Origin of the sequence: Saccharopolyspora halophila, assembly GCF_039531955.1 — a bacterium.
GTDB classification, from domain to species: Bacteria; Actinomycetota; Actinomycetes; order Mycobacteriales; family Pseudonocardiaceae; genus Saccharopolyspora; species Saccharopolyspora halophila.
Map to the genome: position 1 here is coordinate 450,884 of NZ_BAAARA010000001.1, position 26,397 is coordinate 477,280.

Annotated in this window: 28 protein-coding genes; 17 read left to right on the forward strand and 11 right to left on the reverse strand. The window is 71.0% G+C overall.

The window, feature by feature from the left end:
* The first annotated feature begins 46 nt into the window (after positions 1 to 46).
* The gene (locus ABD289_RS02185; protein ID WP_344125868.1) at positions 47 to 892 is read left to right on the forward strand and encodes an NUDIX domain-containing protein; all 846 of its coding nucleotides are present in this window, start codon (positions 47 to 49) and stop codon (positions 890 to 892) included.
* Positions 893 to 1,059: 167 nt separating this feature from the next.
* A complete protein-coding gene (locus tag ABD289_RS02190; RefSeq protein ID WP_344125870.1) occupies positions 1,060 to 1,380 on the forward strand; it encodes a YciI family protein in 321 nt (106 codons plus the stop codon).
* 43 nt (positions 1,381 to 1,423) lie between these two features.
* On the opposite strand, the gene ABD289_RS02195 is transcribed toward ABD289_RS02190, so the two are convergent.
* The gene (locus tag ABD289_RS02195) at positions 1,424 to 1,594 is read right to left on the reverse strand and encodes a hypothetical protein (RefSeq protein ID WP_344125872.1); all 171 of its coding nucleotides are present in this window, start codon (positions 1,592 to 1,594) and stop codon (positions 1,424 to 1,426) included.
* A gap of 479 nt (positions 1,595 to 2,073) precedes the next feature.
* Here ABD289_RS02195 and typA point away from each other — a divergent pair, with 479 nt between their 5' ends.
* The 6 genes from typA to dapC all read left to right on the forward strand — a co-directional run bounded on the left by typA (position 2,074) and on the right by dapC (position 9,315).
* The gene (gene typA, locus ABD289_RS02200) at positions 2,074 to 3,993 is read left to right on the forward strand and encodes a translational GTPase TypA (RefSeq protein WP_344125874.1); all 1,920 of its coding nucleotides are present in this window, start codon (positions 2,074 to 2,076) and stop codon (positions 3,991 to 3,993) included.
* 340 nt (positions 3,994 to 4,333) lie between these two features.
* Positions 4,334 to 6,079 carry an ABC transporter family substrate-binding protein gene (locus tag ABD289_RS02205; protein WP_344125876.1) on the forward strand — a complete coding sequence of 582 codons (1,746 nt, stop codon included), beginning with the start codon at positions 4,334 to 4,336 and terminating at the stop codon, positions 6,077 to 6,079.
* 265 nt (positions 6,080 to 6,344) lie between these two features.
* Complete coding sequence (mshB, locus tag ABD289_RS02210; RefSeq protein ID WP_344125879.1) at positions 6,345 to 7,217, forward strand: N-acetyl-1-D-myo-inositol-2-amino-2-deoxy-alpha-D-glucopyranoside deacetylase; 873 nt, start codon at positions 6,345 to 6,347, stop codon at positions 7,215 to 7,217.
* Positions 7,214 to 7,582 (forward strand): hypothetical protein, encoded by a 369-nt coding sequence (locus ABD289_RS02215; RefSeq protein ID WP_344125882.1) that lies wholly within the window; start codon positions 7,214 to 7,216, stop codon positions 7,580 to 7,582. The genes mshB and ABD289_RS02215 overlap by 4 nt, the downstream gene beginning before the upstream one ends.
* A 297-nt stretch (positions 7,583 to 7,879) precedes the next feature.
* The gene (gene fdxA, locus ABD289_RS02220; RefSeq protein ID WP_344125885.1) at positions 7,880 to 8,200 is read left to right on the forward strand and encodes a ferredoxin; all 321 of its coding nucleotides are present in this window, start codon (positions 7,880 to 7,882) and stop codon (positions 8,198 to 8,200) included.
* A complete protein-coding gene (dapC, locus tag ABD289_RS02225) occupies positions 8,197 to 9,315 on the forward strand; it encodes a succinyldiaminopimelate transaminase (RefSeq protein ID WP_344125887.1) in 1,119 nt (372 codons plus the stop codon). Before fdxA ends, dapC begins: the two co-directional genes overlap by 4 nt.
* Before the next feature lie 28 nt (positions 9,316 to 9,343).
* On the opposite strand, the gene ABD289_RS02230 is transcribed toward dapC, so the two are convergent.
* The 3 genes from ABD289_RS02230 to ABD289_RS02240 form a co-directional block, all read right to left on the reverse strand.
* Positions 9,344 to 10,216, reverse strand: a complete 873-nt coding sequence (locus ABD289_RS02230) for a CHAD domain-containing protein (RefSeq protein ID WP_425564531.1) — start codon at positions 10,214 to 10,216, stop codon at positions 9,344 to 9,346.
* Between the two features lie 265 nt (positions 10,217 to 10,481).
* Positions 10,482 to 11,465: a 2,3,4,5-tetrahydropyridine-2,6-dicarboxylate N-succinyltransferase gene (gene dapD / locus ABD289_RS02235; RefSeq protein WP_344125891.1), complete on the reverse strand. Its 984-nt coding sequence runs from the start codon at positions 11,463 to 11,465 to the stop codon at positions 10,482 to 10,484.
* 52 nt (positions 11,466 to 11,517) lie between these two features.
* Positions 11,518 to 11,955: an LppA family lipoprotein gene (locus ABD289_RS02240; protein WP_344125893.1), complete on the reverse strand. Its 438-nt coding sequence runs from the start codon at positions 11,953 to 11,955 to the stop codon at positions 11,518 to 11,520.
* A gap of 168 nt (positions 11,956 to 12,123) precedes the next feature.
* Here ABD289_RS02240 and dapE point away from each other — a divergent pair, with 168 nt between their 5' ends.
* Entirely contained in the window at positions 12,124 to 13,200 is a 1,077-nt protein-coding gene (dapE, locus tag ABD289_RS02245; protein ID WP_344125895.1) for a succinyl-diaminopimelate desuccinylase, read from the forward strand.
* A gap of 94 nt (positions 13,201 to 13,294) precedes the next feature.
* On the opposite strand, the gene ABD289_RS02250 is transcribed toward dapE, so the two are convergent.
* Positions 13,295 to 14,233, reverse strand: a complete 939-nt coding sequence (locus tag ABD289_RS02250; RefSeq protein WP_344125897.1) for a slipin family protein — start codon at positions 14,231 to 14,233, stop codon at positions 13,295 to 13,297.
* 221 nt (positions 14,234 to 14,454) lie between these two features.
* Here ABD289_RS02250 and ABD289_RS02255 point away from each other — a divergent pair, with 221 nt between their 5' ends.
* Positions 14,455 to 15,228, forward strand: a complete 774-nt coding sequence (locus ABD289_RS02255; protein WP_344125899.1) for an LOG family protein — start codon at positions 14,455 to 14,457, stop codon at positions 15,226 to 15,228.
* Positions 15,225 to 15,797 carry an LOG family protein gene (locus ABD289_RS02260; RefSeq protein WP_344125901.1) on the forward strand — a complete coding sequence of 191 codons (573 nt, stop codon included), beginning with the start codon at positions 15,225 to 15,227 and terminating at the stop codon, positions 15,795 to 15,797. Before ABD289_RS02255 ends, ABD289_RS02260 begins: the two co-directional genes overlap by 4 nt.
* A 44-nt stretch (positions 15,798 to 15,841) precedes the next feature.
* Here ABD289_RS02260 and ABD289_RS02265 read toward each other — a convergent pair whose 3' ends face one another.
* Positions 15,842 to 16,174: a hypothetical protein gene (locus tag ABD289_RS02265; RefSeq protein ID WP_344125903.1), complete on the reverse strand. Its 333-nt coding sequence runs from the start codon at positions 16,172 to 16,174 to the stop codon at positions 15,842 to 15,844.
* Between the two features lie 210 nt (positions 16,175 to 16,384).
* On the opposite strand from ABD289_RS02265, the gene ABD289_RS02270 reads away from it, so the two are divergent.
* From ABD289_RS02270 to ABD289_RS02280, 3 genes are all read left to right on the forward strand, one after another.
* Complete coding sequence (locus tag ABD289_RS02270; RefSeq protein ID WP_344125906.1) at positions 16,385 to 16,714, forward strand: PadR family transcriptional regulator; 330 nt, start codon at positions 16,385 to 16,387, stop codon at positions 16,712 to 16,714.
* A gap of 370 nt (positions 16,715 to 17,084) precedes the next feature.
* Positions 17,085 to 17,420: a DivIVA domain-containing protein gene (locus tag ABD289_RS02275; protein ID WP_344125909.1), complete on the forward strand. Its 336-nt coding sequence runs from the start codon at positions 17,085 to 17,087 to the stop codon at positions 17,418 to 17,420.
* A gap of 46 nt (positions 17,421 to 17,466) precedes the next feature.
* Positions 17,467 to 18,042 (forward strand): DNA-3-methyladenine glycosylase I, encoded by a 576-nt coding sequence (locus ABD289_RS02280; protein ID WP_344125911.1) that lies wholly within the window; start codon positions 17,467 to 17,469, stop codon positions 18,040 to 18,042.
* Positions 18,043 to 18,083: 41 nt separating this feature from the next.
* Here the strand turns inward: ABD289_RS02280 and ABD289_RS02285 are convergent, their stop codons facing one another.
* Complete coding sequence (locus ABD289_RS02285) at positions 18,084 to 18,866, reverse strand: enoyl-CoA hydratase-related protein (RefSeq protein WP_344125913.1); 783 nt, start codon at positions 18,864 to 18,866, stop codon at positions 18,084 to 18,086.
* A 362-nt stretch (positions 18,867 to 19,228) separates the two neighbouring features.
* On the opposite strand from ABD289_RS02285, the gene ABD289_RS02290 reads away from it, so the two are divergent.
* Both ABD289_RS02290 and ABD289_RS02295 read left to right on the forward strand, forming a co-directional pair.
* Positions 19,229 to 19,396, forward strand: a complete 168-nt coding sequence (locus ABD289_RS02290; RefSeq protein WP_344125915.1) for a DUF3117 domain-containing protein — start codon at positions 19,229 to 19,231, stop codon at positions 19,394 to 19,396.
* Positions 19,397 to 19,867: 471 nt separating this feature from the next.
* Positions 19,868 to 21,403, forward strand: coding sequence for a leucyl aminopeptidase family protein (locus ABD289_RS02295; protein WP_425564532.1), 1,536 nt, complete (start codon positions 19,868 to 19,870; stop codon positions 21,401 to 21,403).
* Between the two features lie 296 nt (positions 21,404 to 21,699).
* Here ABD289_RS02295 and tatB read toward each other — a convergent pair whose 3' ends face one another.
* The 4 genes from tatB to sigE all read right to left on the reverse strand — a co-directional run bounded on the left by tatB (position 21,700) and on the right by sigE (position 25,475).
* The gene (tatB, locus tag ABD289_RS02300) at positions 21,700 to 22,107 is read right to left on the reverse strand and encodes a Sec-independent protein translocase protein TatB (RefSeq protein WP_344125919.1); all 408 of its coding nucleotides are present in this window, start codon (positions 22,105 to 22,107) and stop codon (positions 21,700 to 21,702) included.
* Between the two features lie 141 nt (positions 22,108 to 22,248).
* Positions 22,249 to 23,889, reverse strand: coding sequence for a trypsin-like peptidase domain-containing protein (locus ABD289_RS02305; protein WP_344125921.1), 1,641 nt, complete (start codon positions 23,887 to 23,889; stop codon positions 22,249 to 22,251).
* A 204-nt stretch (positions 23,890 to 24,093) separates the two neighbouring features.
* Positions 24,094 to 24,852: an anti-sigma factor family protein gene (locus ABD289_RS02310; RefSeq protein ID WP_344125923.1), complete on the reverse strand. Its 759-nt coding sequence runs from the start codon at positions 24,850 to 24,852 to the stop codon at positions 24,094 to 24,096.
* Positions 24,849 to 25,475, reverse strand: a complete 627-nt coding sequence (gene sigE, locus ABD289_RS02315) for an RNA polymerase sigma factor SigE (RefSeq protein WP_425564524.1) — start codon at positions 25,473 to 25,475, stop codon at positions 24,849 to 24,851. Before sigE ends, ABD289_RS02310 begins: the two co-directional genes overlap by 4 nt.
* A gap of 320 nt (positions 25,476 to 25,795) precedes the next feature.
* On the opposite strand from sigE, the gene ABD289_RS02320 reads away from it, so the two are divergent.
* Entirely contained in the window at positions 25,796 to 26,377 is a 582-nt protein-coding gene (locus ABD289_RS02320; protein WP_344125925.1) for an O-methyltransferase, read from the forward strand.
* The last annotated feature ends 20 nt before the right edge of the window (positions 26,378 to 26,397 follow it).

The window sequence follows — 26,397 nt, forward strand, 5'->3', positions numbered from 1 at the left end:
GAGCACCGGGACGACCGGCGGGCGGCGTCGGGCAAGATGGTCGACCGTGTCGGTTCTGCGCAGCACCGGATTGATCGAGGCACCCGCGACCACGGTGGGGGCCGCGCTGCGGCACACCCGCACCGCTGAGGCCGGGCTCGCCCCGAGAGGCGTCATCGGGAGGGCGTTGACCTGCCCCGCCGAGCTGCTGATCCCCGGTGACGAGCTCCGCTTCGCGCTGCGCGCCGCGGGAGTGCCGTTCGAACTGACCACCCGCATCGAACGCGCCGAGGCCGACGGGACCTCGTCGGTGCTGGTCTCCGGCCCGTTACCGCGGTTGCGCCATGAGACGGCCCTGGCCGCGGTCGGCCCGCGCACCCTGCTCACCGATTCGCTTTCCTGGACCTCCCCGCTGGGGCCGCTCGGCAAGCTCGCCGACGTCGTCATCGGCCGCGGGCTGGTCCTCGACGTGCTGGACGCGCGCATCCGGGCGGTCCGCGACCTCGCGGAGTCCTGGGCGTCCCGCCCGATCGTGGTGGGTACCGCGATCGTCCGCTCCGGGAGTCTGCTCGCCCAGCAGCGCAGCTACCCGGCGGCCGACGCGGGTCGCTGGGAGCTCCCCGGCGGTCGTGTGGAACCGGGCGAGTCCGAGCAGGACGCGGTCGTGCGCGAATGCCGGGAAGAGCTCGCGATCGACGTCGAACCCACCGGCGCGCTGGGCACCGACGTTCCGCTCGACAACGGCATGCTGCTGCGAATCCACACCGCGCGGCCGGTCGAACCCGCGGCGGAGCCCAAGCCGGTCGACCACCAGGCCCTCCGCTGGGTGAGCGCCGCCGAGCTGACCGACCTCGACTGGCTCAACACCGATCGGGTGCTGCTGCACAACATGCGGGGGTTGCTGACCGGATAGCGCACCGCGCGGCCCACCGGTTTCCGGCATCGCTCGCCGCGTTCGAACAACAGGCCGAAAACTCCGATCTCGCGCGTTGTCAACGTGCGCGGCGGAAGCGTGTGCGTACGGGAAATGATTCCATTCGGTGATCGGCATTCGCGGACCGGAAGGTCTATCGTGAAAGCATGTTTGTAGTGCTGCTCGAATACACCGCACCGGTATCGGAAATCGACGCCCAGCTGGTAGATCACTACGAATGGATCACGCGGCATTACGACGCCGGAGACTTCATCGCCGCAGGTCACCGGCAGCCGCGCAACGGTGCCGTGATCATCGCTCGGGCGATGCCCCGGGGCAAGCTGGACGCGATCCTCGCGACCGACCCGTTCGCGCTGCACAAGCTGGTTCGACACGACGTCATCGAGTTCCAGGCGCTGCGGACCATCCCCGAGCTCGCCGCTTACGCCGATCAGCTGACAACGGCTTCCGAGGGCGCCGAGCGCTAGGGCGCGGAACCTGCCCCGGCCGCGGTGCGCACCGCGGCCGAGATCATTTTGCGTCCTTTTTCTTGTCCGCCTTTTTGCTCTTCTTTTTCGCTTTCTTGACCTCTTCGGCCTTGGCGTCGCGCAAAAGCTTGCGAAGCAGCACGATCGGACAGCTGTCGCACGGGGGTTGCGAGTGACAGCATTTCTTCTTGACCTCGATGGTGCCTTTGCCCACGGTGCTTCTTTCCGGGGTGGGGACAGGGGCGCCCTTGAAGGCTAGGCGAACCTAACTTCGAAGGCGACCCCCATGTCGCTTTCGTCTCCCGCGCCAGCCCATTTGATCTTGGTTGTTGGTTTCGCCGGGAACGGGCCGGGCGAAGCGGACGTGATCGCGCGGTGGTTCTGCGCGGCCTGTGCCCCGCCGATCGGCCCGCCGCTGCCCGGCGAAACAGGCGTTCAGCGGGCCGCTCGGTGTTGCACTGCGCACGTGGGCGTTGGCTTCGCGCACCCTTGCACTACGCTGGGAGGAGCCGCGAGTCGACGCACGTCTCCCCGCAGCAGCGGGGTGTCGCCCGAAATTTGCTCCGCAGCGGCGGCGCAGTGGAGCCGCGGCCGGTACCTGGAGGACCCGCAGGTGCATCGCACCAGCAGCTGGTGCGCCAAGTCGACGAACCCGCCGTGCCCTTTTCCGCGTCGAAACCATGGAGTACCCGCGTGTCCGCAAGCGTCGCCGCCCCCACGCGCAGTGATCTGCGCAACGTAGCCATCGTCGCGCACGTCGACCACGGCAAGACCACCCTGGTGGACGCGATGCTGCGCCAGTCCGGGGCGTTCTCCGAACGTGCCGAGCTGGTCGACCGCGTGATGGACTCCAACGACCTGGAGCGTGAGAAGGGCATCACGATCCTGTCGAAGAACACCGCGATCCGCCGGGAGACCGGCGACGGTGCGGTCACCATCAACGTCATCGACACCCCGGGCCACGCCGACTTCGGCGGCGAGGTCGAGCGCGGGCTGTCCATGGCCGACGGCGTGGTGCTGCTGGTCGACGCCAGCGAGGGCCCGCTGCCGCAGACCCGCTTCGTGCTGCGCAAGACCCTGGCCGCGGGCCTGCCGGTCATCCTCGTGCTGAACAAGGTCGACCGCCCCGACGCGCGCTGCGCCGAGGTCGTCGAGGAGACCCACGACCTGCTGCTCGAGCTGGCCACCGAGCTCGACGAGGAGGGCGATCTCGAGCTCGACATGGAGGCCGTTCTCGACCTGCCGGTCGTCTACGCCTCCGCCCGCGCGGGCCGCGCCTCGATGTCCCAGCCCGTCGACGGCGAGCTGCCGGTCGACGAGGACCTGACCGCGATGTTCGACGTGCTGCTCAGGCACGTCCCGGCTCCCGCCGCCGACTTCGACTCGCCCACCCGCGCGCTGGTGACCAACCTCGACGCGTCCTCGTTCCTCGGCCGGATCGCGCTGTGCCGGATCCACTCGGGCACCTTGCGCAAGGGCCAGACCGTCGGCTGGTGCCGCGAGGACGGCACGGTCGAGAAGGTCCGCCTGACCGAGCTGATGATCACCGAGAACCTGGACCGCGTCCCCACCGAGCAGGCCTCGGCCGGCGACCTGGTGGCCATCGCGGGCATCCCGGACATCACCATCGGCGACACCCTCGCCGACCCGGACGACCCGCAGCCGCTGCCGCGGATCACCGTCGACGACCCGGCGATCTCGATGACCATCGGCGTCAACACCTCGCCGCTGACCGGCCGCAACGGTGGCAGCAAGGTCACCGCCCGGCAGGTCAAGAGCCGCCTGGACGCCGAGCTGATCGGTAACGTCAGCATGAAGGTGCTGCCCACCGAGAAGCCCGACGCCTGGGAGGTGCAGGGCCGTGGTGAGCTGGCGCTGGCGGTGCTGGTGGAGACCATGCGCCGGGAGGGCTTCGAGCTCACCGTAGGCAAGCCCGAGGTCGTCACCAAGACCATCGACGGCAAGCTGTGCGAGCCGTTCGAGCGGCTGACCATCGACTCGCCCGAGGAGTACATGGGTGCGATCACCCAGCTGCTCGCCTCGCGCAAGGGCCGCATGGAGTCGGTGGACGGGCACGGCACCGGCCGGATCCGCCTGATCTACGTGATCCCGGCGCGCGGCCTGATCGGGTTCCGCACCGACTTCCTCACCGAGACCCGCGGCACCGGCATCGCCAACCACGTCTTCGAGGGCTACTTCCCGTGGGTCGGCGAGCTGCGCACCCGCAACTCCGGCTCGCTGGTGGCCGACCGCGCCGGCTCGGCCACCATGTACGCGCTGCTGCAGCTGTCCGACCGCGGTGTGTTCTTCGTGGAGCCGACCAACGAGGTCTACGAGGGCATGGTCGTGGGCGAGAACCCGCGCGCCGAGGACCTCGACGTCAACGTCACCAAGGAGAAGAAGCTCACCAACATGCGCTCTTCGAGCGCTGATGAGCTGGAGAAGCTGGCCAAGCCGCGAACCCTCTCGCTGGAGGAGGCGCTGGAGTTCTGCTCGGTCGACGAGTGCGTCGAGATCGGCCCGTCGGTCACCCGCGTCCGCAAGGTGACCCTCGACTCGGTCACCCGCGGCCGCGAGCGGTCCCGCGCCAAGGCGCGCGACAACAACGCCTGAGCCGGTTGCTCCCGGCCGGCGTCCGCCGGCTGATCGTGTCCGTTCGCCCGGCCGGTTCCGCGAGAACCGGCCGGGCGAACGTGCGTCGCCTGCCGGGTGCGCGGAGCCGGATCGCGGCGCGGTGCGGGTGCTTTCCAGCAGGGGCTCGCCCGCCCGTTTCGCCGTTCCCCGGGCGCGGCGTCCCGGCAGCTAGCAAACTGGTCGCCGACCCCGGTGCCGATCACCCGATCGGAGGCAGGAACCATAGGGGGTTCGCGCGTTCGCGAACGCGCGAGGGCCGCTGTTCCGAGGGCTCGTCGGAGTTCGAGTTGTCGGGGGACGATGTGATGGGAGGTTCGGCGTGTCCCAGGGTCGACGCCGCCCATGGGGTTCGGTTCCCCTGCTGGTGGCCGCGGTAAGCCTGGTCGCCGGGTGCACCAACGCACCTCCGCCGCAGCTGGTGCCGCCGGGTGAGGCGCCCCCGCCGCCGACGACGAGCGAGCCCGCCCGGCCGATGCCGATCGAGGTGGTCGTCGGCGTGGATCAGCTCGAGAGCGGGTTCAACCCGCACACCCTCGCCGATCTGTCGCCGACCAGTTCCGCGCTGGCCAGTCTGATGCTGCCGTCGGTGTTCCGCCCGGATCCCTCCGGCGTGCCGCGGCTGGACACCACGCTGATGGAATCCGCCGAGGTCGTGCCGGACGCGCAGAACTTCACCGTGCGCTACCGGATCAAGCGCCAGGCCAGCTGGTCCGACGGGGCGCCGATCGCGGCCGAGGACTTCGTCTACCTGTGGGAGCAGCTGCGCTCGCAACCCGGCGTGATCAATCCCGCCGGGTACCGGCTGATCGACGACGTCGCCTCCCGGCAGGGCGGCAAGACCGTCGACGTCACCTTCGCCAAGCCCTTCCCGGGCTGGCGCACCCTGTTCAACAACCTGCTGCCCGCGCATCTGCTGCGCGACGCGCCCCGCGACTGGGGCGCCGCCCTCGACGAGGGCTATCCCGCCTCCGGCGGGCCGTTCGCGATCCGGCAGGTCGACCTGGATCGCGGCGAGCTGATCCTGGAGCGCAACGACCGCTACTGGGGCCCGCCCGCGCGCTCCGAACGGGTCGTGCTCCGCGCGCTGGACAAGACCCGGCAGGTGCAGGCGCTGCGCAGCGGGGACAGTCACATGGCCATGTTCAGCGCCGACTCCGGCACCATCGGGCAGCTCAAGGGTCTGGGCGATCAGGTTCGGGTGCTGACCGTGCCGCGGCCGGCGACCATGGAGGTGCTGCTGCGGCAGGACAGCCGGGCGCTGTCCGAGGGCAAGGTGCGCCAGGCCGTGCTGGCCGCCCTCGACCGGCGCGCGTTGATCGACGCCGGGACCGGTGGCGGTCCGGGGGAGCAGCTGCCCGCGCACGCGCAGGTGCTCGCGCCCACCGATCCGGCGTACAAGCCGACCGAGCCCGCCGGGATGCCGGACGTGCCGGATCCGGCGGAGGTGCAGCGCCTGCTCACCGAGGTCGGGTATCAGCGCAGCGGTGATTCCTGGATGCGAGATGGGACTCCGCTGAACCTGGTGATCGCGGCGCCGTTCGAGCAGGAGTCCTACGCCCGCATCGCCGAGGAGGCCGCGAAGCAGCTGCGCGCGGCAGGGATCCAGGCGACGGTGGTCACGCCGACCAGCGATCAGCTCTTCAACGAGATGCTGGCCACCGACCCGATCTCGGCGGAGGCCGGCACGGCGGGCACCGTCGACATGGCGATCGCGCCGCGCCCGGCGGGCGGGGATCCGGCGGCGACCATGGCGTCGGCCTTCGGCTGTCCCGGCGCGGGTCCGGACGAGCAGCCGTTCCCGTACAACTCTGCGGGCTTCTGCGACGAGCTCCTGCAGCCGACCATCGACGCGGCCCTGACCGGCAAGCAGCCGTTCGCCAAGGCCTCGGCCAGCGTCGAGTCCGAGGTCTGGGAGGAAGCGATCGCCCTGCCGCTCTACCAGCAGGCCCAGGTGCTGGCGGTGCGCGACGACGTCAAGGGCGTCGAGGTCGGCAACGGCCTCGCCGGCCCGTTCTCCACGGCGGCCCAATGGCTCGGCACCCCAGCCGACAGCGACGGCTACTAGGCCTGCGCCAGCAACGCCTGAACAGCTACGCCTGCGCCAGCAACGCCTGAACAGCTACGCCTGAACAGCTACGCCTGAACAGCTACGCCTGAACAGCTACGCCTGAGAGCGGTTCGCGGCCTGCGTGGCGGTGCCGGTAGCGCGGTGACAGTTTTGCCTAAAACTGTCCGGACATTTCGGGCGCCGCAGGCGGACAGTTTTAGGCAAAACTGTCACGGGCCTGGGGCTGCTGGGGTCGATCGTTCGGGTGGCTAGGCTTGGGGCCATGGCTCGGTTCTTGCTGGTGCACGCGCATCCCGATGACGAGACGTTGTGGACCGGCGGGACCATCGCCCGGTACGCCGCTCGCGGGGTCGAGGTCATGGTCGTGACCTGCACGCTCGGTGAGGCCGGCGAGGTGATCCCGGCCGAGCTGCGGGGATTGGTCAGCGACGAGGCCGATCAGCTGGGCGGATATCGAATCGGCGAGCTGCGCTCGGCCCTGGCCGCGCTGCGGGTGTCCGAGCACCGGTTCCTCGGCGGTGCAGGCCGCTGGCGGGACTCCGGGATGCTGTGGGACGAGCCCGGGCGGGCGACCGCGGTCCCGGACGCGCACCCGAGGGCCTTCGCCATCGGCGACCTCGCCGAGCAGACCGACCAGCTGGTGCAGATCATCGAGGAGTTCCGGCCGGAGGTCGTGGTGACCTACGCCGCGGACGGCGGTTACGGGCACCCCGACCACATCCGGGCGCACGAGGTCACCGAGGCCGCCGTCGAGCGCAGCACCGACGTGCGGCGCCTGTTCCACGCCGTGCCGTCCCGGCAGGCGCAGGACCGGGGCCTCGCCGAGCTGGCCGAGTCCGCGGACCTGCCGTTCCGGCTGCCCGAGTCGCACGAGCTGCCCGGCGTCGACGAGGGATCGATCACCACCGCGATCGACGTCGCCGAGCACCTGCCCGCCAAGATCGCCGCGCTGCGCGCGCACGCCACCCAGGTCGAGGTCTGGGTCGAGCAGCGGCGCGACGGGGCGGGGATCGCCTCCTTCGCGCTGAGCAACGGCATCGCCCAGCCGCTGCTGGGCACCGAGCACTACGTGCTGGCCAGCGGCGACGCGAACGGCTGCGCGACCGACCTGTTCGGCGGACTGGAGACCCGGTGACGTTCCGCGACGCCGTTCTGCTCGGCTTCCTGCTGCTCGATGCCGCGATCCTGGCCGTGGTCGAGCTGCTCTACCTGCCGCTCTACATCGGGCCGGTGCAGTTCCCGATCGCCGCCGCCGTCGCCGCGGTCACCACGCCGCTGCTGGTGGCAGCGGCGGGCTGGATCTCCGCGCGCCGGCGGGTCGCGGGGGCTCCCCTGGTCGTGTGGTTCTTGGTGGTGCTGATCTTCGGGGTGTTCGGCCCCGGTGGCGACGTGGTGCTGCTGGGTAGCGACTGGCGCACTCTGCTGCTGCTCGGCGGTGGAGCGCTGCCCAGCGCGATGATGCTCGGGATCGTGCTCAGCAAGCAGGCCGCCAAGAGCTGATCCGCCCGGTGAGCGGCGGTGTGGCGCATGGCACGTTCCTTTTGTCCGGAGGCTCGCGAGGCTCACCGCCAGGCTGGTGCGAATTCACCCGTGATCGGCATTATCGGTGGGCATCGCGGGTATCGCGGGGGAAGCGGAAGACACCGTTTACGGCGTTTACCCGGACATCGTAAGGTCAACACGGCCTCCCGAGCCGTGGGACCAGTTACCCCAGCAGGGGAGTCCGAGGGATACTGTCATTAGCCGCGCCAGGAGATTCCTGCGCGCCGAGGACAACGCTTCGAGCAGGAGTGAACCGTGACCTACGTGATCGCCGAGCCCTGCGTGGACGTGCTCGACAAGGGATGCATCGAAGAGTGCCCCGTCGACTGCATCTACGAGGGCGGGCGGATGCTCTACATCCACCCCGATGAGTGCGTCGACTGCGGTGCCTGCGAGCCGGTCTGCCCGGTCGAGGCCATCTACTACGAGGACGACGTGCCGGACGAGTGGGCCGCCTACACGAAGGCGAACGTGGACTTCTTCGATGACCTCGGTTCGCCGGGCGGTGCGGCCAAGGTGGGCAAGGTCAACAAGGACGTCGAGCCCGTCACGAGCCTTCCGCCGCAGGGCGAATGAGTCCCGCGCACGGCCCGGACGAGGTGTCGTCCGGGCCCCGTGGCCCGCAACTCCCGCAGTTCCCGTGGGATTCGCTGGCGACGTGCAAGGCGACGGCCGCCGCCCATCCGGACGGCATCGTCGACCTGTCCGTCGGCACCCCGGTCGACCCGGTCCCGGAGAACCTGCAGCAGGCGCTGCGCTCGGTCTCCGAGGTGCCGGGATACCCGGCCACCCACGGCACGCCCGCGCTGCGCGAGGCGGCGGCCGAGTCGCTGCGCCGCCGCTACGGCATCGACGGGATCGAGCACGACGCGGTGCTGCCCACCGTCGGCTCCAAGGAGCTGGTGGCCTGGCTGCCCACGCTGGCCGGTGTGCGACCGGGTGACGTGGTGGCCATCCCGGATCTGGCGTACCCGACCTACGAGGTCGGCGCGAAGATCGCGGGCGCCGAGGTGGTCCGGCTGGGCCCTGGCGAACGGCCGCCGGAGGGAACCGCGCTGCTGTGGTTGAACTCGCCGTCGAACCCGACCGGCCGCGTCCTCGACGCGGGCGAGCTGTCCGCGCAGGTGCGCGCTGCGCAGGAGATGGGCGCGGTGGTGGCCTCCGACGAGTGCTACCTCGCGCTGGGCTGGGACACCGATCCGGTGTCGGTGCTGCACCCGTCGGTCGGCGCCTCGCGGCGGAACCTGCTCGCGGTGCACTCCCTGTCGAAGTCCTCGAACCTGGCCGGTTACCGCGCCGGGTTCGTCACCGGTGATCCGGACCTGGTCGCGCGGCTGCTGGAGCTGCGCAAGCACGCGGGCATGATCGTGCCCCGGCCGGTTCAGGAGGCGATCACCGAGGCGCTGAGCGACGACGAGCACGTCGCGGTTCAGCGCGAACGGTATGCCCAGCGGCGCGCGACGCTGCGCCCGGCGCTGGAAGCGGCCGGGTTCGGCATCGAGCACTCGCAGGCCGGCCTGTACCTGTGGGCCTCGCGCGGCGAGGACGCCTGGCAGACCGTGGAATGGCTGGCGCAGCGCGGCATCCTGGCCGCCCCCGGGACCTTCTACGGCCCGGGCGGCGACCGGCACGTGCGGATCGCGTTGACCGCGACCGACGAGCGCATCGCCGCCGCTGCCAAGCGCCTGTAGCAACGGCTGAACCGGCGCGGCCGCCGCTTCAGCGGGGGCCGCGCCGGACGCCCTTCTCGGCCTCGACGAGCTGGTCCCAGGCCCCGGGCCAGCGGGCGCGGCGATCGGCCTTGCGCAGCTGTTCGCGTTCGACCAGCCTGCCCGCGACGAAGGCGGCCCCGGCGTCGGCCTCGGCGGCCAGATCGCGCAGGCGCTGCTCGGCGACGCAGGCGTCCTGGTGCTCGCCGAGCACGTCCTGGAATTTCTTGGTGGCCTTGATCAGGCGCTTGATCGGTTTGCCGAGCGCGGGTTCGGCGAGCTCGGCGGTGTAGCGGACCTTCTTGCCGCGAATCCGGAGTGCGTGCAGCCGATCGTCCGGCGGGTCGTCGGGCAGCTTGCCGACGTCCTTGCGAAGCTTGCCGAACTGGCGCAGGACCAGGTCGCGCAGCTCGGAACCGCCGTCGTCGCCAGCATCGGATTCGCGCGCGGGAAGCTCCCGGGAGGCTTCCTCGACCCAGTCGAGGAGTGCGCGGTAGCGGTCGCTGTCCAGCGCGGCGAGCAGGTCGGCGCGGGCGCGCTCGTGCTCGGCGTCCAGCCCGGCCAGCAGTCGTTCGGCGGCGTCCTGCTCGGGCATCTCCGCGGTCTGCTCGCGGAGGTGTTCCAGCAGCACGTCCAGGTCGCGCACGGGCCCCAGCGCACGTCCCAGCCAGCCGAGCTCGTTGCGCAGCGGCTCGGAGTGCTCTCGGTCGAGGAAGCTGCGGGCCGAGCGCAGCATCTCCCGCATGCGCCGCACCGATACCCGCATCTGGTGCAGCTCCTCGGGATCGCTGCCGTCCCTGGTCCCGCCCTCGTGCTCCCGCAAGGCCTGCAACCGGGTTGCGAGCCCCGAGCGAACCTGGTCCACCACGCCGCCAGACACCATTCCCAATTTTAGGAGATGGTGGCGGTTCGCGTGGCTGCGCAAGCGGCGGAACCTCAGCGTCCCGCTGGCGGCGGGATCCGCTCGTCGATCAGCGGCCTGCGCGGCGTCGCGGCTGTCCTCGCCAGGCGGGCCGCGGAGAACCGCCGCGGTGCGGGCTGAGTCCCACACCAGAAGCAGAGCAGCTGCTGCCGCCCCATGCCGAAGGAACGGCCGGGCGTCCCTCGCGGGGATGCCCGGCCGTTCTCGCGGCTTCGAGAGCCGTTGCTCAGTCGTTGGCGTGCAGGGCGGCGTTGAGCTCGATCTTGCCGCCGGTGCGGTTGACGACCTCGACGGTGCCGGTGGTGGAGTTGCGGCGGAACAGCAGGCCGTCGTTGCCGGAGACCTCGGCGGCCTTGGTGATCGTGCCGTCCGGCAGGGTCACCTTGGTGCCCGCCGTGATGTACAGCCCGGCCTCGACGACGCAGTCGTCGCCCAGCGAGATGCCGATGCCCGCGTTGGAACCGAGCAGGCAGCGCTCGCCGACCGAGATGACCTCCTTGCCGCCGCCGGAGAGCGTGCCCATGATCGAGGCACCGCCGCCGACGTCCGAGCCATCGCCGACCACTACGCCCGCCGAGATCCGGCCCTCGACCATGGAGGCGCCCAGCGTCCCGGCGTTGAAGTTCACGAAGCCCTCGTGCATCACGGTGGTGCCGCTGGCCAGGTGCGCGCCCAGGCGGACCCGGTCGGCGTCGCCGATGCGCACGCCGGACGGGATCACGTAGTCGACCATCCGGGGGAACTTGTCGATGCTGTAGACGGTCACCGGGCCGCGCGCCTTGAGCCGCAGGCGGGTGGCCTCGAAGCCCTCCACCGGGCACGGGCCGTGGTTGGTCCACACGACGTTGGCCAGCAGGCCGAACTGCCCGTCCAGGCTGACCCCGTGCGGGCGGACCATGCGGTGCGAGAGCAGGTGCAGCCGCAGGTAGACGTCGTGGGTGTCGGCCGGGGCGTCGGCGAGCGAGGGGATCTCGGTGCGCACCGCGACGATCTCCACGCCGCGGGCGTCATCCCGCCCGAGCAGCGCCGCGCCGGCTTCCCCGAGGGACTCGGCCGCTCGCTCGGCGGTCAGCCGCGTGCTGCCCGCTTGCCCGGACTCGCCCAGCTTGACGGTGGGGAACCAGGTGTCGAGGACCGTGCCGTCGTCGGTCACGGTGGCCAGGCCCACGCCGTGGGCGCCGGTGCTCTGCTGGTCGGGGAATGCGCTCATGTGCAAAACGGTAATCGGCAACGCCCCGCTCGGCCCGCACGGGGTGGCGCGATCAGGCGGTGCGCGCGGCTCGCAGATGACACCCGGTGGTGACGCTGAGCTCGGTGCCGGTCGCGGTGCCGAAGGAGTAGACGGCGCCGTAGGTGTCGTTGCCGGTGACCTCGTGGTCCCCGGAACGGTTGATGACGATCTCCGGGGGCTCGAAGCCGTGCTCGGCGGTGATCGAGCGCACGATGCCCATCGCCCGCGGCCAGTCGTCATCGGTGATCGAGCGGGGCGAGCGCCAGGCCTCCAGCAGCCGGCTCTCGGCCTCGGCGATGCCGGGGAAGGAGGTGCAGTTCCGGGGTGACTCGGGTTCGACGACCGTCCAGTCCATCGGGCCGAGGGCCTGGTCGAGCAGCTCGATCACCCGCTGCTGCATCCGCCGGTACTGCGCGCTGATGTCCTCGATGCTCGGGCGCTGCCGAAGCACGCCTCGCGGGTCCAACACCGGATACCCCCGTCGGATGTGCACGTCGTTGCGTCCCGCATCTTGCCGGATCGACCAGCCGGAAACCGCACGACCCGGTTACGGGAGAACCAATCGTGATCGAACGCGCAGCTGCGCGCTGGAGCGCCGCCGACTGTGAACCTCGCCACCCGGAGTAGCCTGCCGGGCGTGAGTGGCTCGTTGGATCTCAAGTCGGACCCCGTCGAACTGACCGCGGCGCTGGTGGACATCCCCAGCGTCTCGGAGGATGAGCGCGACATCGCGGACGCGGTGGAGCGGGCGCTGCGCGAGCAGGCGCCGCACCTGGAGGTGGTCCGCAACGGGCAGGCCGTGCTGGCGCGCACCGACCTCGGCAGGCAGGAGCGGGTCGTGCTGGCCGGGCACCTGGACACCGTGCCGATCAACGACAACCTGCCGGTGCGCCGCACCGGTTCCGGGGCCGACGAGGTCCTGCACGGGTGCGGGACGGTGGACATGAAGGGCGGCGACGCGGTGCTGCTGCACCTGGCCGCGACGCTGCCGGAGCCGCGGCACGACCTGACCTTCGTGTTCTACGACTGCGAGGAGATCGAGGCCGAGCGCAATGGTCTCGGCCGCATCGAGCGCGAGCTGCCCGAGTGGCTCGACGGCGACCTCGCGGTGGTCGGCGAACCGTCCAACGCCGCGATCGAGGCCGGTTGCCAGGGCACCATCCGCGTCCAGATCCGCCTCACCGGCGCCCGCGCGCACACCGCGCGGGGGTGGATGGGCTCGAACGCGATCCACGCGGCGGAGCCGGTCCTGCGGCGGCTGAGCGAGTACACCCCGCGCAACCCGGTCATCGACGGCCTGCAGTACCACGAGGGCCTGCAGGCGGTGAAGATCGAGGGCGGCGTCGCGGGCAACGTGGTGCCCGACGAGTGCGTGGTGACCGTCAACCACCGCTTCGCCCCGGACCGCTCGGCCGCCGAGGCCGAGGCCCACCTGCGCGAGGTCTTCGACGGCTTCGACCTCACGGTCACCGATTGCTCCGGCGGCGCGCTGCCCGGACTGACCTCACCGGCGGCCGCCGGGCTGGTCAGCGCCTCGCAGTCGGAGCCGGTCGCCAAGCTCGGCTGGACCGACGTCGCCCGCTTCGCGGCCCGCGGCCTGCCCGCGGTCAACTTCGGCCCCGGCAACCCGACGCTGGCGCACACTCAGCAGGAGAACGTCCGCACCGCCGAGATCCGGCACTGCGCGGAGACCCTGCAGCGCTTCCTGAGCTGACCCGGCCGCCGAACGCGTTCCTCCCCGCCGCGGGCGGCGCGGTGCCGGCTCAGCAGGACGCCGCCCGCGCGGTGCGGTCGTGCCTACCGGTCGTTCAGGCCGTGCCCACGGCCTCGGAGTCGCCGGGTTCCAAGACCTCACGGGTGCGCTGCTGCGGTAGTTCGGTTCCGGGGGCGGACTCGGTCAGTTCCGGTCGCTCCTCGTCCGGTTCCGCGGTTTCGGTGCCTCGCTCGGTCGCTTCGGTCTCCTCGGAGGTCTCGGTCTTCGCGGCGGCCGCACCGGCGCCCTTGACGGTGTCGACGAACTGCAGCAGCTCGACCGGGAACGGCAGCACCAGCGTGGAGTTCTGCTCCGCGGCGACCTCCACCACGGTCTCCAGCAGCCGCAGCTGCATCGCCTGCGGCGTGTCGGCCATGACGTGCGCGGCATCGGCGAGCTTGCGGGAGGCCTGGTACTCGCCGTCGGCGGAGATGATCCGCGAGCGGCGTTCGCGCTCGGCCTCGGCCTGCCGGGCGATCGAGCGCTCCATCGACTCCGGCAGCGAGACGTCCTTGATCTCCACCCGGTCGATGTGCACGCCCCAGCCCAGCGCCGGGCTGTCGATCATCAGCTCGAGGCCCTGGTTGAGCTTCTCGCGGTTGGACAGCAGATCGTCGAGATCGCTCTTGCCGATGATCGAGCGCAGCGAGGTCTGCGCGACCTGACCGACCGCGAACAGGTAGTCCTCGACGTTGATGATCGCCTTCTGCGGATCCGCGACCTGGAAGTACACGACCGCGTCCACGCGGACGGTGACGTTGTCGCGGGTGATGCCCTCCTGCGCGGGCACCGGCATCGTGACGATCTGGAGGTTCACCTTCCGGAGGTGATCGATCGCCGGGACGATCATGGTCAGTCCCGGCCCGCGGGTGAGTTCCTGCACCCGTCCCAAGCGGAACACCACGCCCCGCTCGTACTGGCGTACGACTTTGAGGCTGGCCGCCAGGTAGATGACGCCTGCGGCCAGTATCGCGATCAGCAGTTCGATGATCATGGCGGACTCCCGGGCTCGAAGCTGCATCGGCCCGGCGACGCGTGGGGCGCGCCTGCGTAGATCCCGAGATCTGCGTGGTGTGCGCGGCCGCCGTCGCCGCGCCACTCGATCTTGTCGTTCCATGGTACGCCGCCTGAATCTCCCATGAACAGGCATTTCATCGTGCGCAAAGTGACGGCCTGGACACCGCGAGCGATCAGTGGCTGCGTAGTCTCGGGCCCATGAGCGAAGCCCGGTCCAACGGTGCGGAACGTCCGCACGAGAAGCAACGCGGCCCCGTGGTGCTGCGTCGCTCGCGCTCGAGCGAGCCGACCACCACCGACGAGCGGCTGCTGGATTCCAGAGGACCCACGGATTGGGTGCACACCGACCCGTGGCGAGTGCTGCGCATCCAGGCCGAGTTCGTCGAGGGCTTCGGCGCGCTGGCCGAGGTGCCGCGCGCGGTGACCGTGTTCGGCTCCGCCCGCACCCCGCGCGAGCACCCCGAGTACCAGACCGGTGTGGAGCTGGGCAGGGCGCTCGCGGGCATCGGCTGCGCGTCGATCACCGGTGGCGGGCCCGGCACGATGGAAGCGGTCAACCGCGGGGCCTCGGAGGCCGGTGGGCTGTCCATCGGGCTGGGCATCGAGCTGCCGTTCGAGCAGGGGCTGAACCCGTGGGTCGACCTGGGCGTCAACTTCCGGTACTTCTTCGTGCGCAAGACGATGTTCATGAAGTACGCCCAGGCGTTCATCTGCCTGCCGGGTGGCTTCGGCACCATGGACGAGTTGTTCGAGGCGCTGACCCTGGTGCAGACCAAGAAGGTCACCAAGTTCCCGGTCGTGCTGTTCGGCAAGGACTACTGGCAGGGCCTCTACGACTGGGTCTGCAGCAGCATGCTGGAGTACGGGAAGATCGGCGAGAAGGATCTCGCGCTGCTGCACCTCACCGACGACATCGATGATGCGGTCTCCATCGTGCAGGAGGCCTACGAAGCTTGGGAGCAGACGCATTGACCGTTGCGGCAACGGAAATCGGTGGATCTACTGGGGACGTCTCGGTGTGCGTCTACTGCGCGTCCGGGCCCGTTCCGCAGCCCCACCTGGATCTGGCGGCCGAGGTCGGGCGCAAGATCGCCAAGCGCGGCTGGACGCTGGTATCCGGTGGTGGCCGGGTCTCGATGATGGGCGAGTTGGCCCGCGCCGCCCGCGCGGACGGCGGCCGGACGGTCGGCGTCATCCCGCGCGCCCTGCTGGAAAAGGAGGTGGGCGATACCGAGTCGGACGAGCTGCTGGTGGTCGACACCATGCGGGAGCGCAAGGGCCTGATGGACGCGCACGCCAGCGCGTTCCTGACGTTGCCCGGCGGGATCGGAACCTGCGAGGAGCTGTTCGAGATCTGGACCTCGCGCTACCTGGGGATGCACAACAAGCCGGTGGTCCTGCTCGACCCGGACGGCCACTACCAGGGCCTGCTGGACTGGCTGCGGAACCTGGCCGATACCGGCTTCGCCTCGGCCCGTTCCATGGAAGCGCTGCGGGTGACCACCGACATCGACGAGGCCCTGGAGCTGTGCGCCGGGTGAACCCCCGCGCGCTCGCCGCGCGGTGACGCCGCGCGGCGACGGGGTCAGCCGACGCCGACGGCCCGCTTGATCAGTTCGGTCAGCTGCTCGGTCGGGATGTCGGGGCGGAGCTCCCGCAGCACCGGAATGAGCCGCATCCAGCGCGACTGCACTCGCGGAGCGCTGGGGCGCTCGTGGGCGAGCTCGTCGTTGAGCTCGGCCAGCCGCCACTGGGCCTCGGGCAGGTAGAGGTCCGGTTCCTGCTGGTCGAGCACACCGGCCAGCTCCGCCAGGTAGACGCGGACCTGGTCGAGCGCGGTCCGGCTCGGGGAGTCGTCGGCTGCGGCGTCGAGCAGGTCGGCACCGTTCGCCGATTGCTCCGCGTTGTTCTCGGCCACGGAAAGCTCCTGGTCAACTGGGCCGGTTGTGGTCGACTTCGCAGTGTGCGCGCCCCGCTCGTCCGGTGCGCCCCATTCGGGTTCGTGCCACCCGAACGGCCCAGAGCTGGGGCGTGATCGACATCACGCTGCGAAGGATCGGAAAAGGACCTTCGTCCTGTTGCCCCCTGGCGATGACACCGCCGGGAAATATCCGTAGAGTCGCTACTCGTGAAGGCTGACGCGCTCCGCGGCCATCTGGACGCCCTGCTGCTGGCGACGCTGGACGGCAAGGCACTGCATGGCTACGCGATCATCGAAGCGCTGCAAGAACGCAGCGGTGGTGCTCTCGACCTGCCTACCGGCACGGTCTACCCGGCGCTGCGCCGGCTCGAGCGTGCCGGATACGTGCAGAGCACTTGGAGCACGGTCGGAGGCAGGCAGCGGCGCACCTACCGGCTCACACCCACCGGCCAGCAGACGCTGCAGGCCGAGCGCAAGGCCTGGCAGGAGTTCACCAGCGCCATCGAAGGCGTGCTGAAGGCTCCCGCGCAGGCTTAGGCGACATTTCCGCCTGTGGTTTGCCTGGCGTGCCGGGAGGAGCCTCGGACGCCGCCGGGCTGCGGGATCCGCTCCTCGCGTAGCGGCCTGCGCGGCGCCGCGGCTGTCCTCGCCCGACGACGTCTGAGAACCCGCCGCGGCACCGGCTGAGGCCCACACCGCATGCGGCTCCGCCGCATGCTGAACGGACCCTTGGGACCGCTCGCTGGCCCGTCTCCGCGAGTCGCCCGGTGCGAGCAGGCGTGACCTCCCGGCCGCGCGACCGGTCGCACCTCGGGGTCGCCGGTCGTTGCGGTGGGTACGCGGCAGGGCCGCCGGACGAGGCGAGGCCGGGCTCCGGCCGCCGGTGTCGCGTGCCACGATTGCGTGCGTGGCTAGTGCGCTGATCTACCTGTTCGTGGTGCTGGCGGTCGCCGCCGTGGTCTACCTGCTGGCCGTGCTGGTCTTCGGCCGCGGCGAAGAACTCGCACCCCTGCCCCCGGGAGCGACCCCCACCTGGTTGCCCGCGACCGACGTCGAGGGAGTCCACGTGCGGGATCTGCGCTTCCAGCAGGTCTTGCGCGGTTACAAGCCCGCGGAGGTGGACTGGGTCGTGGAACGGCTGGCCGGCGAGCTCGACGAGCTGCACGGCCGCATCGCCACGCTGGAGCGCCAGCTCGACGCCGCGGGCGAGCAACTTCGCGAGGTCCGCTCCGAGGACGACTGAACCTGCCGGCGCCGGGTGTCCCCGCGCCGTCGTGATGGAGGATCCGGTGATCGAGCAAGATCCGGTGGTCGGTGCCGACGGGAGGGCGCGCTGCCCGTGGAGCGTCAACCAGCCCGACTACGCCGAGTACCACGACAGCGAGTGGGGCGTGCCGCTGCGCGGCGTCCCGGAGCTGTTCGAGCGGATCACCCTGGAGGCCTTCCAATCCGGCCTGTCCTGGCTGACCATCCTGCGCAAGCGCCCCGCGTTCCGGCAGGCCTTCGCGGGCTTCGACCCGACCGCGGTCGCCGCGTTCACCGATGCCGACCGCGAGCGGCTGCTGGCCGACGCGGGCATCGTGCGCAACCGCGCCAAGATCGACGCTGCCATCAACAACGCCCGCGCGGTCCTCGACCTGGACCGGCCGCTGGACGACCTGCTGTGGTCCTTCGCCCCGTCGTCGCGGACCGGGCGTCCCGCGCGAATCGGTGACGTCCCGGCGACCACCCCTGAATCCAAGGCCATGGCCAAGGAGCTCAAGCGCCGCGGTTTCGCCTTCGTCGGACCGACCACCTGCTACGCGATGATGCAGGCCACCGGGATGGTCGACGATCACCTCGAGGGCTGCTGGCGCGCGGACTGACCCGCGACCCGCTCGGGGTCAGTCCGCGCGGGAGCCGCAGGTCAGCGGCCGGTGAACCGCGGGTCGCGCTTCTCCACGAAGGACGCCACGGCTTCCTTGTGGTCGGCAGTGCCGCCGGCCTCGTTCTGCGCGCCCGCTTCGACGGCGAGGGCCTCGTCGAGCCCTTCGGAGGCGGCCGCGCGCATCGTCTCCTTGATCCGGGCGTAGGCGAAGGTCGGTCCGGTGGCCATCCGGGACGCGAGTTCCTCGGCCGTGGCCCTGGCGTCCTCGACGACCTGATTGACCATCCCGATGCGCAGCGCCTCGTCGGCCTCCACCGGTTGGGCCAGCAGCATCATCTCCATCGCCCGCCCGTAGCCGATCAGCCGCGGCAGCGTCCAGGACGCTCCCGAATCGGTGGACAGACCGACGTTGGCGAAGGCCATCAGGAACTTCGCCCCGGTCTGGGCGATGCGCAGGTCGCTGGCGTACGCGATGGCCGCGCCCGCGCCCGCCGCGGTGCCGTTGACCGCTGCGATCACCGGCTTCGGCATGTTCGCCACCGCCTTGGTGATCGGGTTGTAGTGCTCCTCGACCGTGCGCAGCGGCATGTCCGAACCCGAGGAGAGCAGCTCGATGTGCTCCTTGAGGTCCTGGCCCGCGCAGAACGCCTTGCCCGCCCCGGTGATCACCACGGCGCGCACCGCGTCATCGGCCGCGGCGTCGCGCAGCGCGGCGAGCAGAGCCTCCTTGAGCTCGACGTTGAGCGAGTTGAACGACTCCGGGCGGTTCAACGTGAGCAGGCGCACACCAGCGTTGTCCTCGGTCAGCAGTACGTCGGTCACTTCCAGCTCCTTGCCTCGAGATGCAGTGCGCGCGGGATTTCCAATGTGGACCGCTTCCGGTTCTCGCGTCCCGAGTAGACGGTGTTCCCGCAGGTTGCCGGGCTCTTCGCCGGACGGGGGAGACGCGCCCGAGCGCGCACACGCCGGAGAGTGCCATTCCCGGCGCTCTCCGTGACTCCCGTTGTGGCCGAAAAAGCCCGCACAGCGGGTGAGTCTGCCAGGCGCCATCGTTATTCGACCAGCGCACGGCGACACGAGTTGATCGGTTCGGTTTCGTCTCCGGCTCGAGATGGGGGAGAATGGAGCGGGACCCGCCTGGTTGTGGCGACCGGCGGGGTGGATGTTCACGGAGGGAGCACGCTATGGCGGCCATGAAGCCCCGGACCGGAGACGGTCCCCTCGAGGTGACTAAGGAGGGGCGCGGCATCGTGATGCGCGTCCCGCTTGAGGGTGGTGGGCGACTAGTCGTCGAGATGTCGCTCGAGGAGGCCCAGAACCTGGGCGATGCCTTGGAGTCGGCCACCGGCTGAGGGGTTGTTCCGGTTTCCGGCTCGCGTGGCGGTGCCGGGAGCGGCACCTCAGACGCCGCCGGGATCCGCGACTCGAGCACGGCAGATGCGCGGCGCTGCGGCTGTCCTCACCCGACGACGTCTGAGAACCCGCAGCGGCGCGAGCTGGTCCCACTCCGCACCCGGCTACCGGAGCGACCCGCGAGGCCGCAACCGGCGACCAGCGGCGCTGCAGGCCAACCCCGGGCGCGGTGCCGCGACGTCGCCGAGGCGACAACACGTCGACGACGGGTGGCAAGACGTTCGCCGCCGCCTGACCCCGGTGCCGGAGCTTCGGTGCCGGGGTTCTCGTTGAGCAAGGACATCTCGCTCCGACCGCGGTTCGCGCGGCCGGGAAGACGGTAGTTTCGACCGCGTTCGACGTGGTCCATGCAGGAAGGTCTATTCGTGTCCGGTGCCTCCGTGTTCCGCTCCGCTCAGCCGTCCCGGCCGGTGGAGCCCGAGCTTCCCGTGATCCCCACCGCACTGGTCGAAGTGGACGTGGTGCGCAAGTGGCGCGATGGCCTGCCGGGAGCGGTGGCCGTCCACGAAGGCGAGTCCGGCCCGGATCTGGACGCGGCGGCCGAGCGGTTCGACGTGACTCCAGCGGTGCTGCAGGCGGTCGGCGCCTCCGCCGCCGCCGGAACCGTGCGCCCGCTGCCGCTGTCGTCCGGTGGGGTCGGCTGGGCCATCGGCGTCGGTTCCGGCGCGAGCCACGAGTGGCGCACCGCCGGTGCGTCGGTGGCTCGCGCGGTGCGCGACCGGCTCGCCGGGGCTGTCGAGTCCGAGGACGAGACCGGTGACCTCGGTGAGGCCTCGGACGCCGACTACCTCCAGGTCCGGCTGCCCGCCGAGCCCGACGAAGAGCTGCTCACCGAGCTGACCCTCGGGCTCGCGCTCGGCGGCTACCGGTTCAAGGTGACCAACGACACCTCGCCGCCGCGACTGCGCAAGGTGCTCCTGGTCGCGCCGGAAGACGCCGATGTGGAACCGATGCGCGAGACGGTGCGCCGCGCGAGCGAACTCGCCGCGGCGACCTCGCTGGCCCGGGACCTGGCCAACGCCCCCTCCAACGTCAAGGACCCCGCCTGGCTCACCGGCACCGGTGCCGCGCTGGCCGAACCGCTGCCGAACCTCACCGCCACCGTTCGCGACGAGAAGTGGCTCGCCGAGAACGGTTTCGGCGGCATCCTCGCCGTCGGTGGCGGCTCGTCGCGCCCGCCCCGGCTGCTCGAGCTGAACCACCACCCCGCTGCGGCCACCGGCCCGCACCTGGTGCTGGTGGGCAAGGGCATCACCTTCGACACGGGCGGCATCTCGCTCAAGCCCGCCGACGGGATGCACCTGATGCGCACCGACATGGCCGGCGGCGGCGCCGTGATCGGCGCGCTGCTGGCGGTCGCTCGGCTGGGCCTGCCGGTGAAGGTGACCGGGCTGGTGCCTTCGGCGGAGAACCACGTTTCCGGCAGCGCGTACCGCCCCGGCGACGTGGTGCGCCACTACGGCGGCAAGACGACCGAGGTCGGCAACACCGACGCGGAGGGCCGCATGGTGATGGCCGATGCGCTGGCCTACGCCGCGGACAAGCTCGAACCGGACGTGCTGCTCGACGTGGCGACCCTCACCGGGGCCATGAAGGTGGCTCTCGGGCTGCGCACCGGTGGTGTGTTCGCCACCGACGAAGACCTGGCCGACCGGATCACCCGGGCGGGGCACTCCGCGGGCGAGACCTGGTGGCGGATGCCGCTGCTCGAGGATCACGCGGACGCGGTCAAGGGCGATCTGTCCGATGTCAAGCAGACCCCGGCCGGACCCGGCGGTGTGACCGCCGCGCTGTTCCTCCGGGAGTTCACCGCGGGCCTGCCGTGGGCGCACCTGGACATCGCGGGCCCGGCTCGTGCCGAGAGCGACTACTCCGAGGTCGTCACCGGAGCGACCGGCTTCGCGGCTCGGACCCTGGTCAACCTGATCGCCTCGATGCAGGGTTGAGGTTTTCCGTGGTCGGTTTGCTGGCCGGTGCGGGTGGGGGAACCTGACGCGTCGTGTGGCTGCGGGATCCGCTCCTTGAGTAGCCACCTACGCGGCGTCGCGGCTGTCCTCGCCACACGACGCGTCAGAACCCCCGGCGGTGCGGGCTGAGTCCCGCACTTGAGGCGGCGGCTGCCGCCGCGACCGCGAGGAACACTGCTCGACGACGTCGAGAACCGGCGGTTCCGGGCTGAGTCCCCGCACCTGAAACGGCGGCTGCCGCCGCATGTTGCGAAGAGCCCGAGTCCGTGCGGCGGTCAGGTCGCGTCTTCGTCGTAGGGCGGACGCTCGCCGGGTTCGAGCGGCTTCGAGGCGGCGGGCTTGGACGCCGACGCCGAGCCGTTGCCGTTCGAACCGCTGCTGCTCGAACCGTTGCCGGTGAGGTCGTCCAGCGGGTTCTCGCCGTCCAGCAAGTGCTTGGTCACGGCCGTCTTGGGGTTGAAGTTGCGCACGTTGCGGAGGTCGTTGAGCGGCTTCTGCAGCTCGTCGAACTCCGGGCCCATCTCCGAGCGGATCTGCTCGCGGGCACCCGTCGCGTAGTCCCGGACCTGGCGCACGGCCTTGCCCAGCCACGCGGCGCCTTCCGGAAGCCGCTCCGGTCCCAGCACGAACAGCCCGACGAGCGCGAGCACCAGGATCTCCGGCCATCCGACGCTATCGAACACCTCGCGACTCCTCCGGGATCCTCGCGGCCCGCGGGCCTGATACGGCCGAACCGATGCACCACCAGACTACCGACCGGGTGAGGCCTGATGGATAGGGGAAGTGGCGCAACATGCACTCGCCCGCGCGAGGTCGACGGTGGTTCATCTGAGCGTCACGTCGAGGACCAGCTCGCGGCCCTGCCGGACGACGGTCACCGGGACCGTCTGGCCGACCTCGTGGCGGTCCACGGCCACGATCAGCTCGTCGGCGCTGCCGACCTCGCGGTCGCCGACCTTGATGATCACGTCGCCCTCGGCGATCCCGCCGGCCGCGCCCGCGCCGCCGTCCTGCACGTTCTGCACCTGCGCGCCGTCGGAGAGGCCATCGCTGACCGACTTCGCGTTGACGCCGAGGTCGGCGTGCTCGACCTTGCCGGTGCGGATCAGCTCCTGGGCGATGCGCCGCGCGTCGTCGATCGGAATGGCGAAGCCGAGCCCGATCGAGCCGCCCTCGCCGCCTTGGCCGAGGGTGCGGATGGCGCTGTTGATGCCGACCACCGCGCCGTTGCCGTCGACCAGCGCGCCACCGGAGTTGCCCGGGTTGATCGCGGCGTCGGTCTGGATGGCGTCGATGACCGCGTTGGTGTCGGTGCCCTCCCCGGCCAGCCGCACCGGCCGGTCCACCGAGCTGACGATCCCGGTCGTCACGGTGCCCGCGAGCCCCAGCGGCGAGCCGATGGCGATCACGTCGTCGCCGACCGTGAGGTTGTCGGAGTCGCCGAGCCGGGCGACCGTCGGATTGCTGACCTCGACCTTGAGCACCGCCAGGTCCGTCTTGACGTCCCGGCCGACGACCCGGGCCGGAGCGCGGGTGCCGTCGTGGAAGACCGTCGAGACCTTCGCGCTCGGGGTGTCGGCGGCCATCGAGATCACGTGGTTGTTCGTCAGAACGTAACCGTTGCCGTCGATCATCACGCCGGAACCGGAGCCGCCCTGGCCGCCGACGCGGACCTCGACCGACACCACGGCGGGAACCACGCTGCGGGCCACCTGCGCGACCTCGCCGTGCGGCCTGCCGCCCGGTCCTGGTTTCACCTCGGCGAGGGTGACATCGGGGTTGACCAGCGGGTTGCCCTCCTCGGCGGTGATCCGGCCGAGGAATCCGCCGCCGATGCCGATCAGCAGCGCCAGCACCGCCAGGACGGCCAGCGCCTTCGGGTGCACCCTGCGGCCGAACAGCACTTCGCGGGTGCTCAGCAGGGGAGCGCGCTCGGTGGCCGCCGCGGCGTTCGGCTGCTCCTCGCCGACCGCCGGCGGCCCGAGCACGGCACCCGCCGCCGGGTTGCGCCAGGGATCGCGCTCGTCGGAGCCCCAGAGGACCTCCTCGTCCTCCGAGTCGGCGTCGGGAGGGGTCTCACCGGGAGCGCGCTGCAGGCGCTCGGAGCTGTAGGCCGGGCGGCTGAACGCCTGCGTCAGCGCCTCGGCTTGCGGCGGGGCCTGCGTCAGGCCGCGGGTGGGCAGGCGGTCCTGGTTCGGGGAGAAGCTCCCCGTCACGCCCTCGGGACGGCCGAAGGCCGCCTGCTGGGCGGAGTCGGCGGCCGGGCGCCGCAGCGGACGCGGTGCGAGCCGGTGGCCGTTGGAATCGCTCTTGGGAGCCGGGGCGTACTGCTCGGCGGGCACGTTGCGGCCGGCGGGGGCACCACCCTGCCACGGGTGCACGGGCTCCTGACCCGGCTCGGGCGGCTCCCGGCGCGGCTCATCGGCGTCCGGGCCCGGCGCGGGCGTTCCTGGCTGGTCGCTCATCGCTCCCCGGGGCTGTGTGGTCGGGCTCGTCGGTTCGAGTGGATCACACACCATAGGCATGCGTCCGGCGACCCCATTCTGCCCCGAGCGGGGTGAAGTCGGTGTGGGAACACCGACGCTCGGAGGAGGTGCTGCCTCGCGCAGCCGTGCGAGCGGAGTCCCGCCACGCCTGAAGCGGCGGCTCCGCGCAGCCCTGCGAAGTTCCTAGTTCGCCGGTGTCGCCGAGGCCGTGGGCTCGGCGGTAGCGGAGCCCACCGCGCTCTCCGTGGGTTGCGCGCTGGTCGAAGCCGGCGGCGGAGCGGTCTCCGGGACGAGAGCCGGTGAGCTCGGGGCCTGCGATGCCGAGCTCGTCTCCTGCGGCAGCAGGGTCTGTCCCGCGGCCGGGATCACCGCGTTGGAGAAGTCGTCCCCGGGCATCTGCATCCGGGTCATGGGGCGGCCCTGGTCGTCGGGCAGGTTCATGAACGCCAGCGCCCCGAGCACGAGTCCGGAGAACACGACGCTCGCGCCCTGCTTGGTGCGCCTGCCGACGCGGCGCCCGGCCTCATCGGCGGTCTCGAACGGACCAACGCCACCGAGCGGCCGATCCCCGCCGAGCGGGGTGGATCTTCCCACCGCGGAACCACCGCCGAACTGCTTCGACCGGTTGGAACGGGCCACGGTGACCAGCTGGCCGTCCTCGCTCAGCGCCAGGCCGTCGGGTGCGGACGGCAGCTCGGCGGTGCCCGGGATGGCCTGCAGCGCCTGCAGGAGCGCGGGAGAGACGGACGGGACCTCGGCTTCCTTCACCGCCGCGCGGGCCTGCCGCTGCGTGGTGGCCTCCCCGCTGCACGCGGGGCAGTGGGCGAGGTGCGCGACCGCGCGGTCATGGGCGCTCGCGCTGAGCTCACCGTCGACGAAGGCGACGATGGCGTCCAGCGCGAGGTGCTGCTCGGGCAGCCCCCACCCCCGCAAAGTCGTCATCCTTCCAACCTCCGCGCTTGTTCGCGTCGGGTCTCCATGGTGTTCTTCAGCATCTGGCGCCCGCGGTGGATCCTGCTGCGCACCGTGCCGAGCTTCACCCCGAGGGTCGCGCCGATCTCCTCGTAGGACAGGCCCTCGACGTCGCAGAGCACGATCGCCGCGCGGAACTCCGGGGGCAGCTCGTCCAGCGCGACCTGCAGGTCGGGGTCCAGATGGGCGTCCGAGAACACCTGCTCCGGGCTCGGGCCGCCGCCGGGGATCCGGTCGGTGTCCTCGGGCAGGCCCTCCATCCGCAGGCGGGACCTGCGGCGGGCCATGTCCAGGAACAGGTTCGTGGTGATGCGGTGCAGCCAGCCCTCGAACGTGCCCGGCTTGTAGTTCGCGAGGTTGCGGAAGACCCGGATGAAGGTCTCCTGGGTCAGGTCCTCGGCGTCGTGCTTGTTGCCGGACAGGCGGAAGGCCAGGCGGTACACCCGGTCGGCGTGCTGGCGCACGACCTCATCCCAGCTCGGAGGAGTCCAGTTGGCCTCTTCCTCGGCTGGCGAGACGGGGCTGGGGACGCTTGCTTCATGGGCCTTCGGCTCGTCGAGCTCCGGGGCCACACGCATCGGCTGAGTTGCCATTGGCAGAAAAGCCACCTCCTGTGGGGTGCATCGGTAAGAACGAGCGGGCCGTTTCGGTTGTTCCCGAACCCGACCGTTCGCAAGACGCCGATGGGTGCCGGTAGTGGCCTTCACTGTCGTCTCCCCTGGTGAAGTGGCGATGAGAGGTTCCTTAGAAGGATCTGAGAGTTTTGGTGAGCTGCCTCTCACTCGGCCGCCGCAAGGTTGTGGTCACCCTGAGTAGCGAAACCTTGCTCTCGGAAACGGCCTCCTAACGATGTCGGCCGAACTGATCAGTTCTCGCGCGCGCGTCGATAACCTCTGTCCCCGTGATACCCCAGATGTCGGCGAGTGACGAGCCGCTGAGCGGCGAGCAGCCTCGTTCTCAGCCGGTCGGCGCAGGTTCGCCGGTCGGCGAGTCGATGCTGCACGTGCTGCGGTTCCTGGCCGCCACGTTGCGCGCCAAGGCGATCGTGGAGGTCGGTACCGGCACCGGGGCCAGCGCGCTGTGGCTGCTCGAGGGAATGGTCGAGGGTGGCGTGCTGACCTCGATCGACGCCGATCCGGTCAAGCAGCGGACGGCGCGCGAGGCGCTGCGCGAGGCGGGGCATCCGCCCGGCAGCGCGCGGTTGATCACCGGCCGCGCCGCCGAGGTGCTGCCGAGGCTGACCGACGGCGGCTACGACCTGGTGTCGGTGGGCGCGGCGGGCATCGACGCGCCGATGTACCTGGAGCTGGGGCGCAAGCTCCTGCGCCCGGGCGGCGTGATCGTGTTCAACGGCGTGCCGTCCACCCCGCCGAGCTCGCGCGGGGCGCTGGCGAGCGCGCTGCGCGACCTCATCCAGGCCGTGCGCGAGGACGAGGGCTTGGTGCCGGTCTCGCTGCCCGCCGGGCCGGGTCTGCTGGCCGCGGCCAAGCGCTGAGAACGGGACCCCGCCGGAGC

Excerpts from the sequence above, each read along its gene's own strand:
- ABD289_RS02230 (WP_425564531.1), bottom strand. The coding sequence starts at position 10,216 with ATGGTGTCTGGCGGCGTGGTGGACCAGGTTCGCTCGGGGCTCGCAACC.
- ABD289_RS02310 (WP_344125923.1), bottom strand. The coding sequence starts at position 24,852 with ATGACGACTTTGCGGGGGTGGGGGCTGCCCGAGCAGCACCTCGCGCTG.
- ABD289_RS02305 (WP_344125921.1), bottom strand. The coding sequence starts at position 23,889 with ATGAGCGACCAGCCAGGAACGCCCGCGCCGGGCCCGGACGCCGATGAG.
- ABD289_RS02250 (WP_344125897.1), bottom strand. The coding sequence starts at position 14,233 with ATGATCATCGAACTGCTGATCGCGATACTGGCCGCAGGCGTCATCTAC.
- ABD289_RS02320 (WP_344125925.1), top strand. The coding sequence starts at position 25,796 with ATGTCGGCGAGTGACGAGCCGCTGAGCGGCGAGCAGCCTCGTTCTCAG.
- ABD289_RS02190 (WP_344125870.1), top strand. The coding sequence starts at position 1,060 with ATGTTTGTAGTGCTGCTCGAATACACCGCACCGGTATCGGAAATCGAC.
- mshB (WP_344125879.1), top strand. The coding sequence starts at position 6,345 with ATGGCTCGGTTCTTGCTGGTGCACGCGCATCCCGATGACGAGACGTTG.
- sigE (WP_425564524.1), bottom strand. The coding sequence starts at position 25,475 with ATGGCAACTCAGCCGATGCGTGTGGCCCCGGAGCTCGACGAGCCGAAG.
- ABD289_RS02290 (WP_344125915.1), top strand. The coding sequence starts at position 19,229 with ATGGCGGCCATGAAGCCCCGGACCGGAGACGGTCCCCTCGAGGTGACT.
- dapD (WP_344125891.1), bottom strand. The coding sequence starts at position 11,465 with ATGAGCGCATTCCCCGACCAGCAGAGCACCGGCGCCCACGGCGTGGGC.
- dapC (WP_344125887.1), top strand. The coding sequence starts at position 8,197 with ATGAGTCCCGCGCACGGCCCGGACGAGGTGTCGTCCGGGCCCCGTGGC.
- ABD289_RS02255 (WP_344125899.1), top strand. The coding sequence starts at position 14,455 with ATGAGCGAAGCCCGGTCCAACGGTGCGGAACGTCCGCACGAGAAGCAA.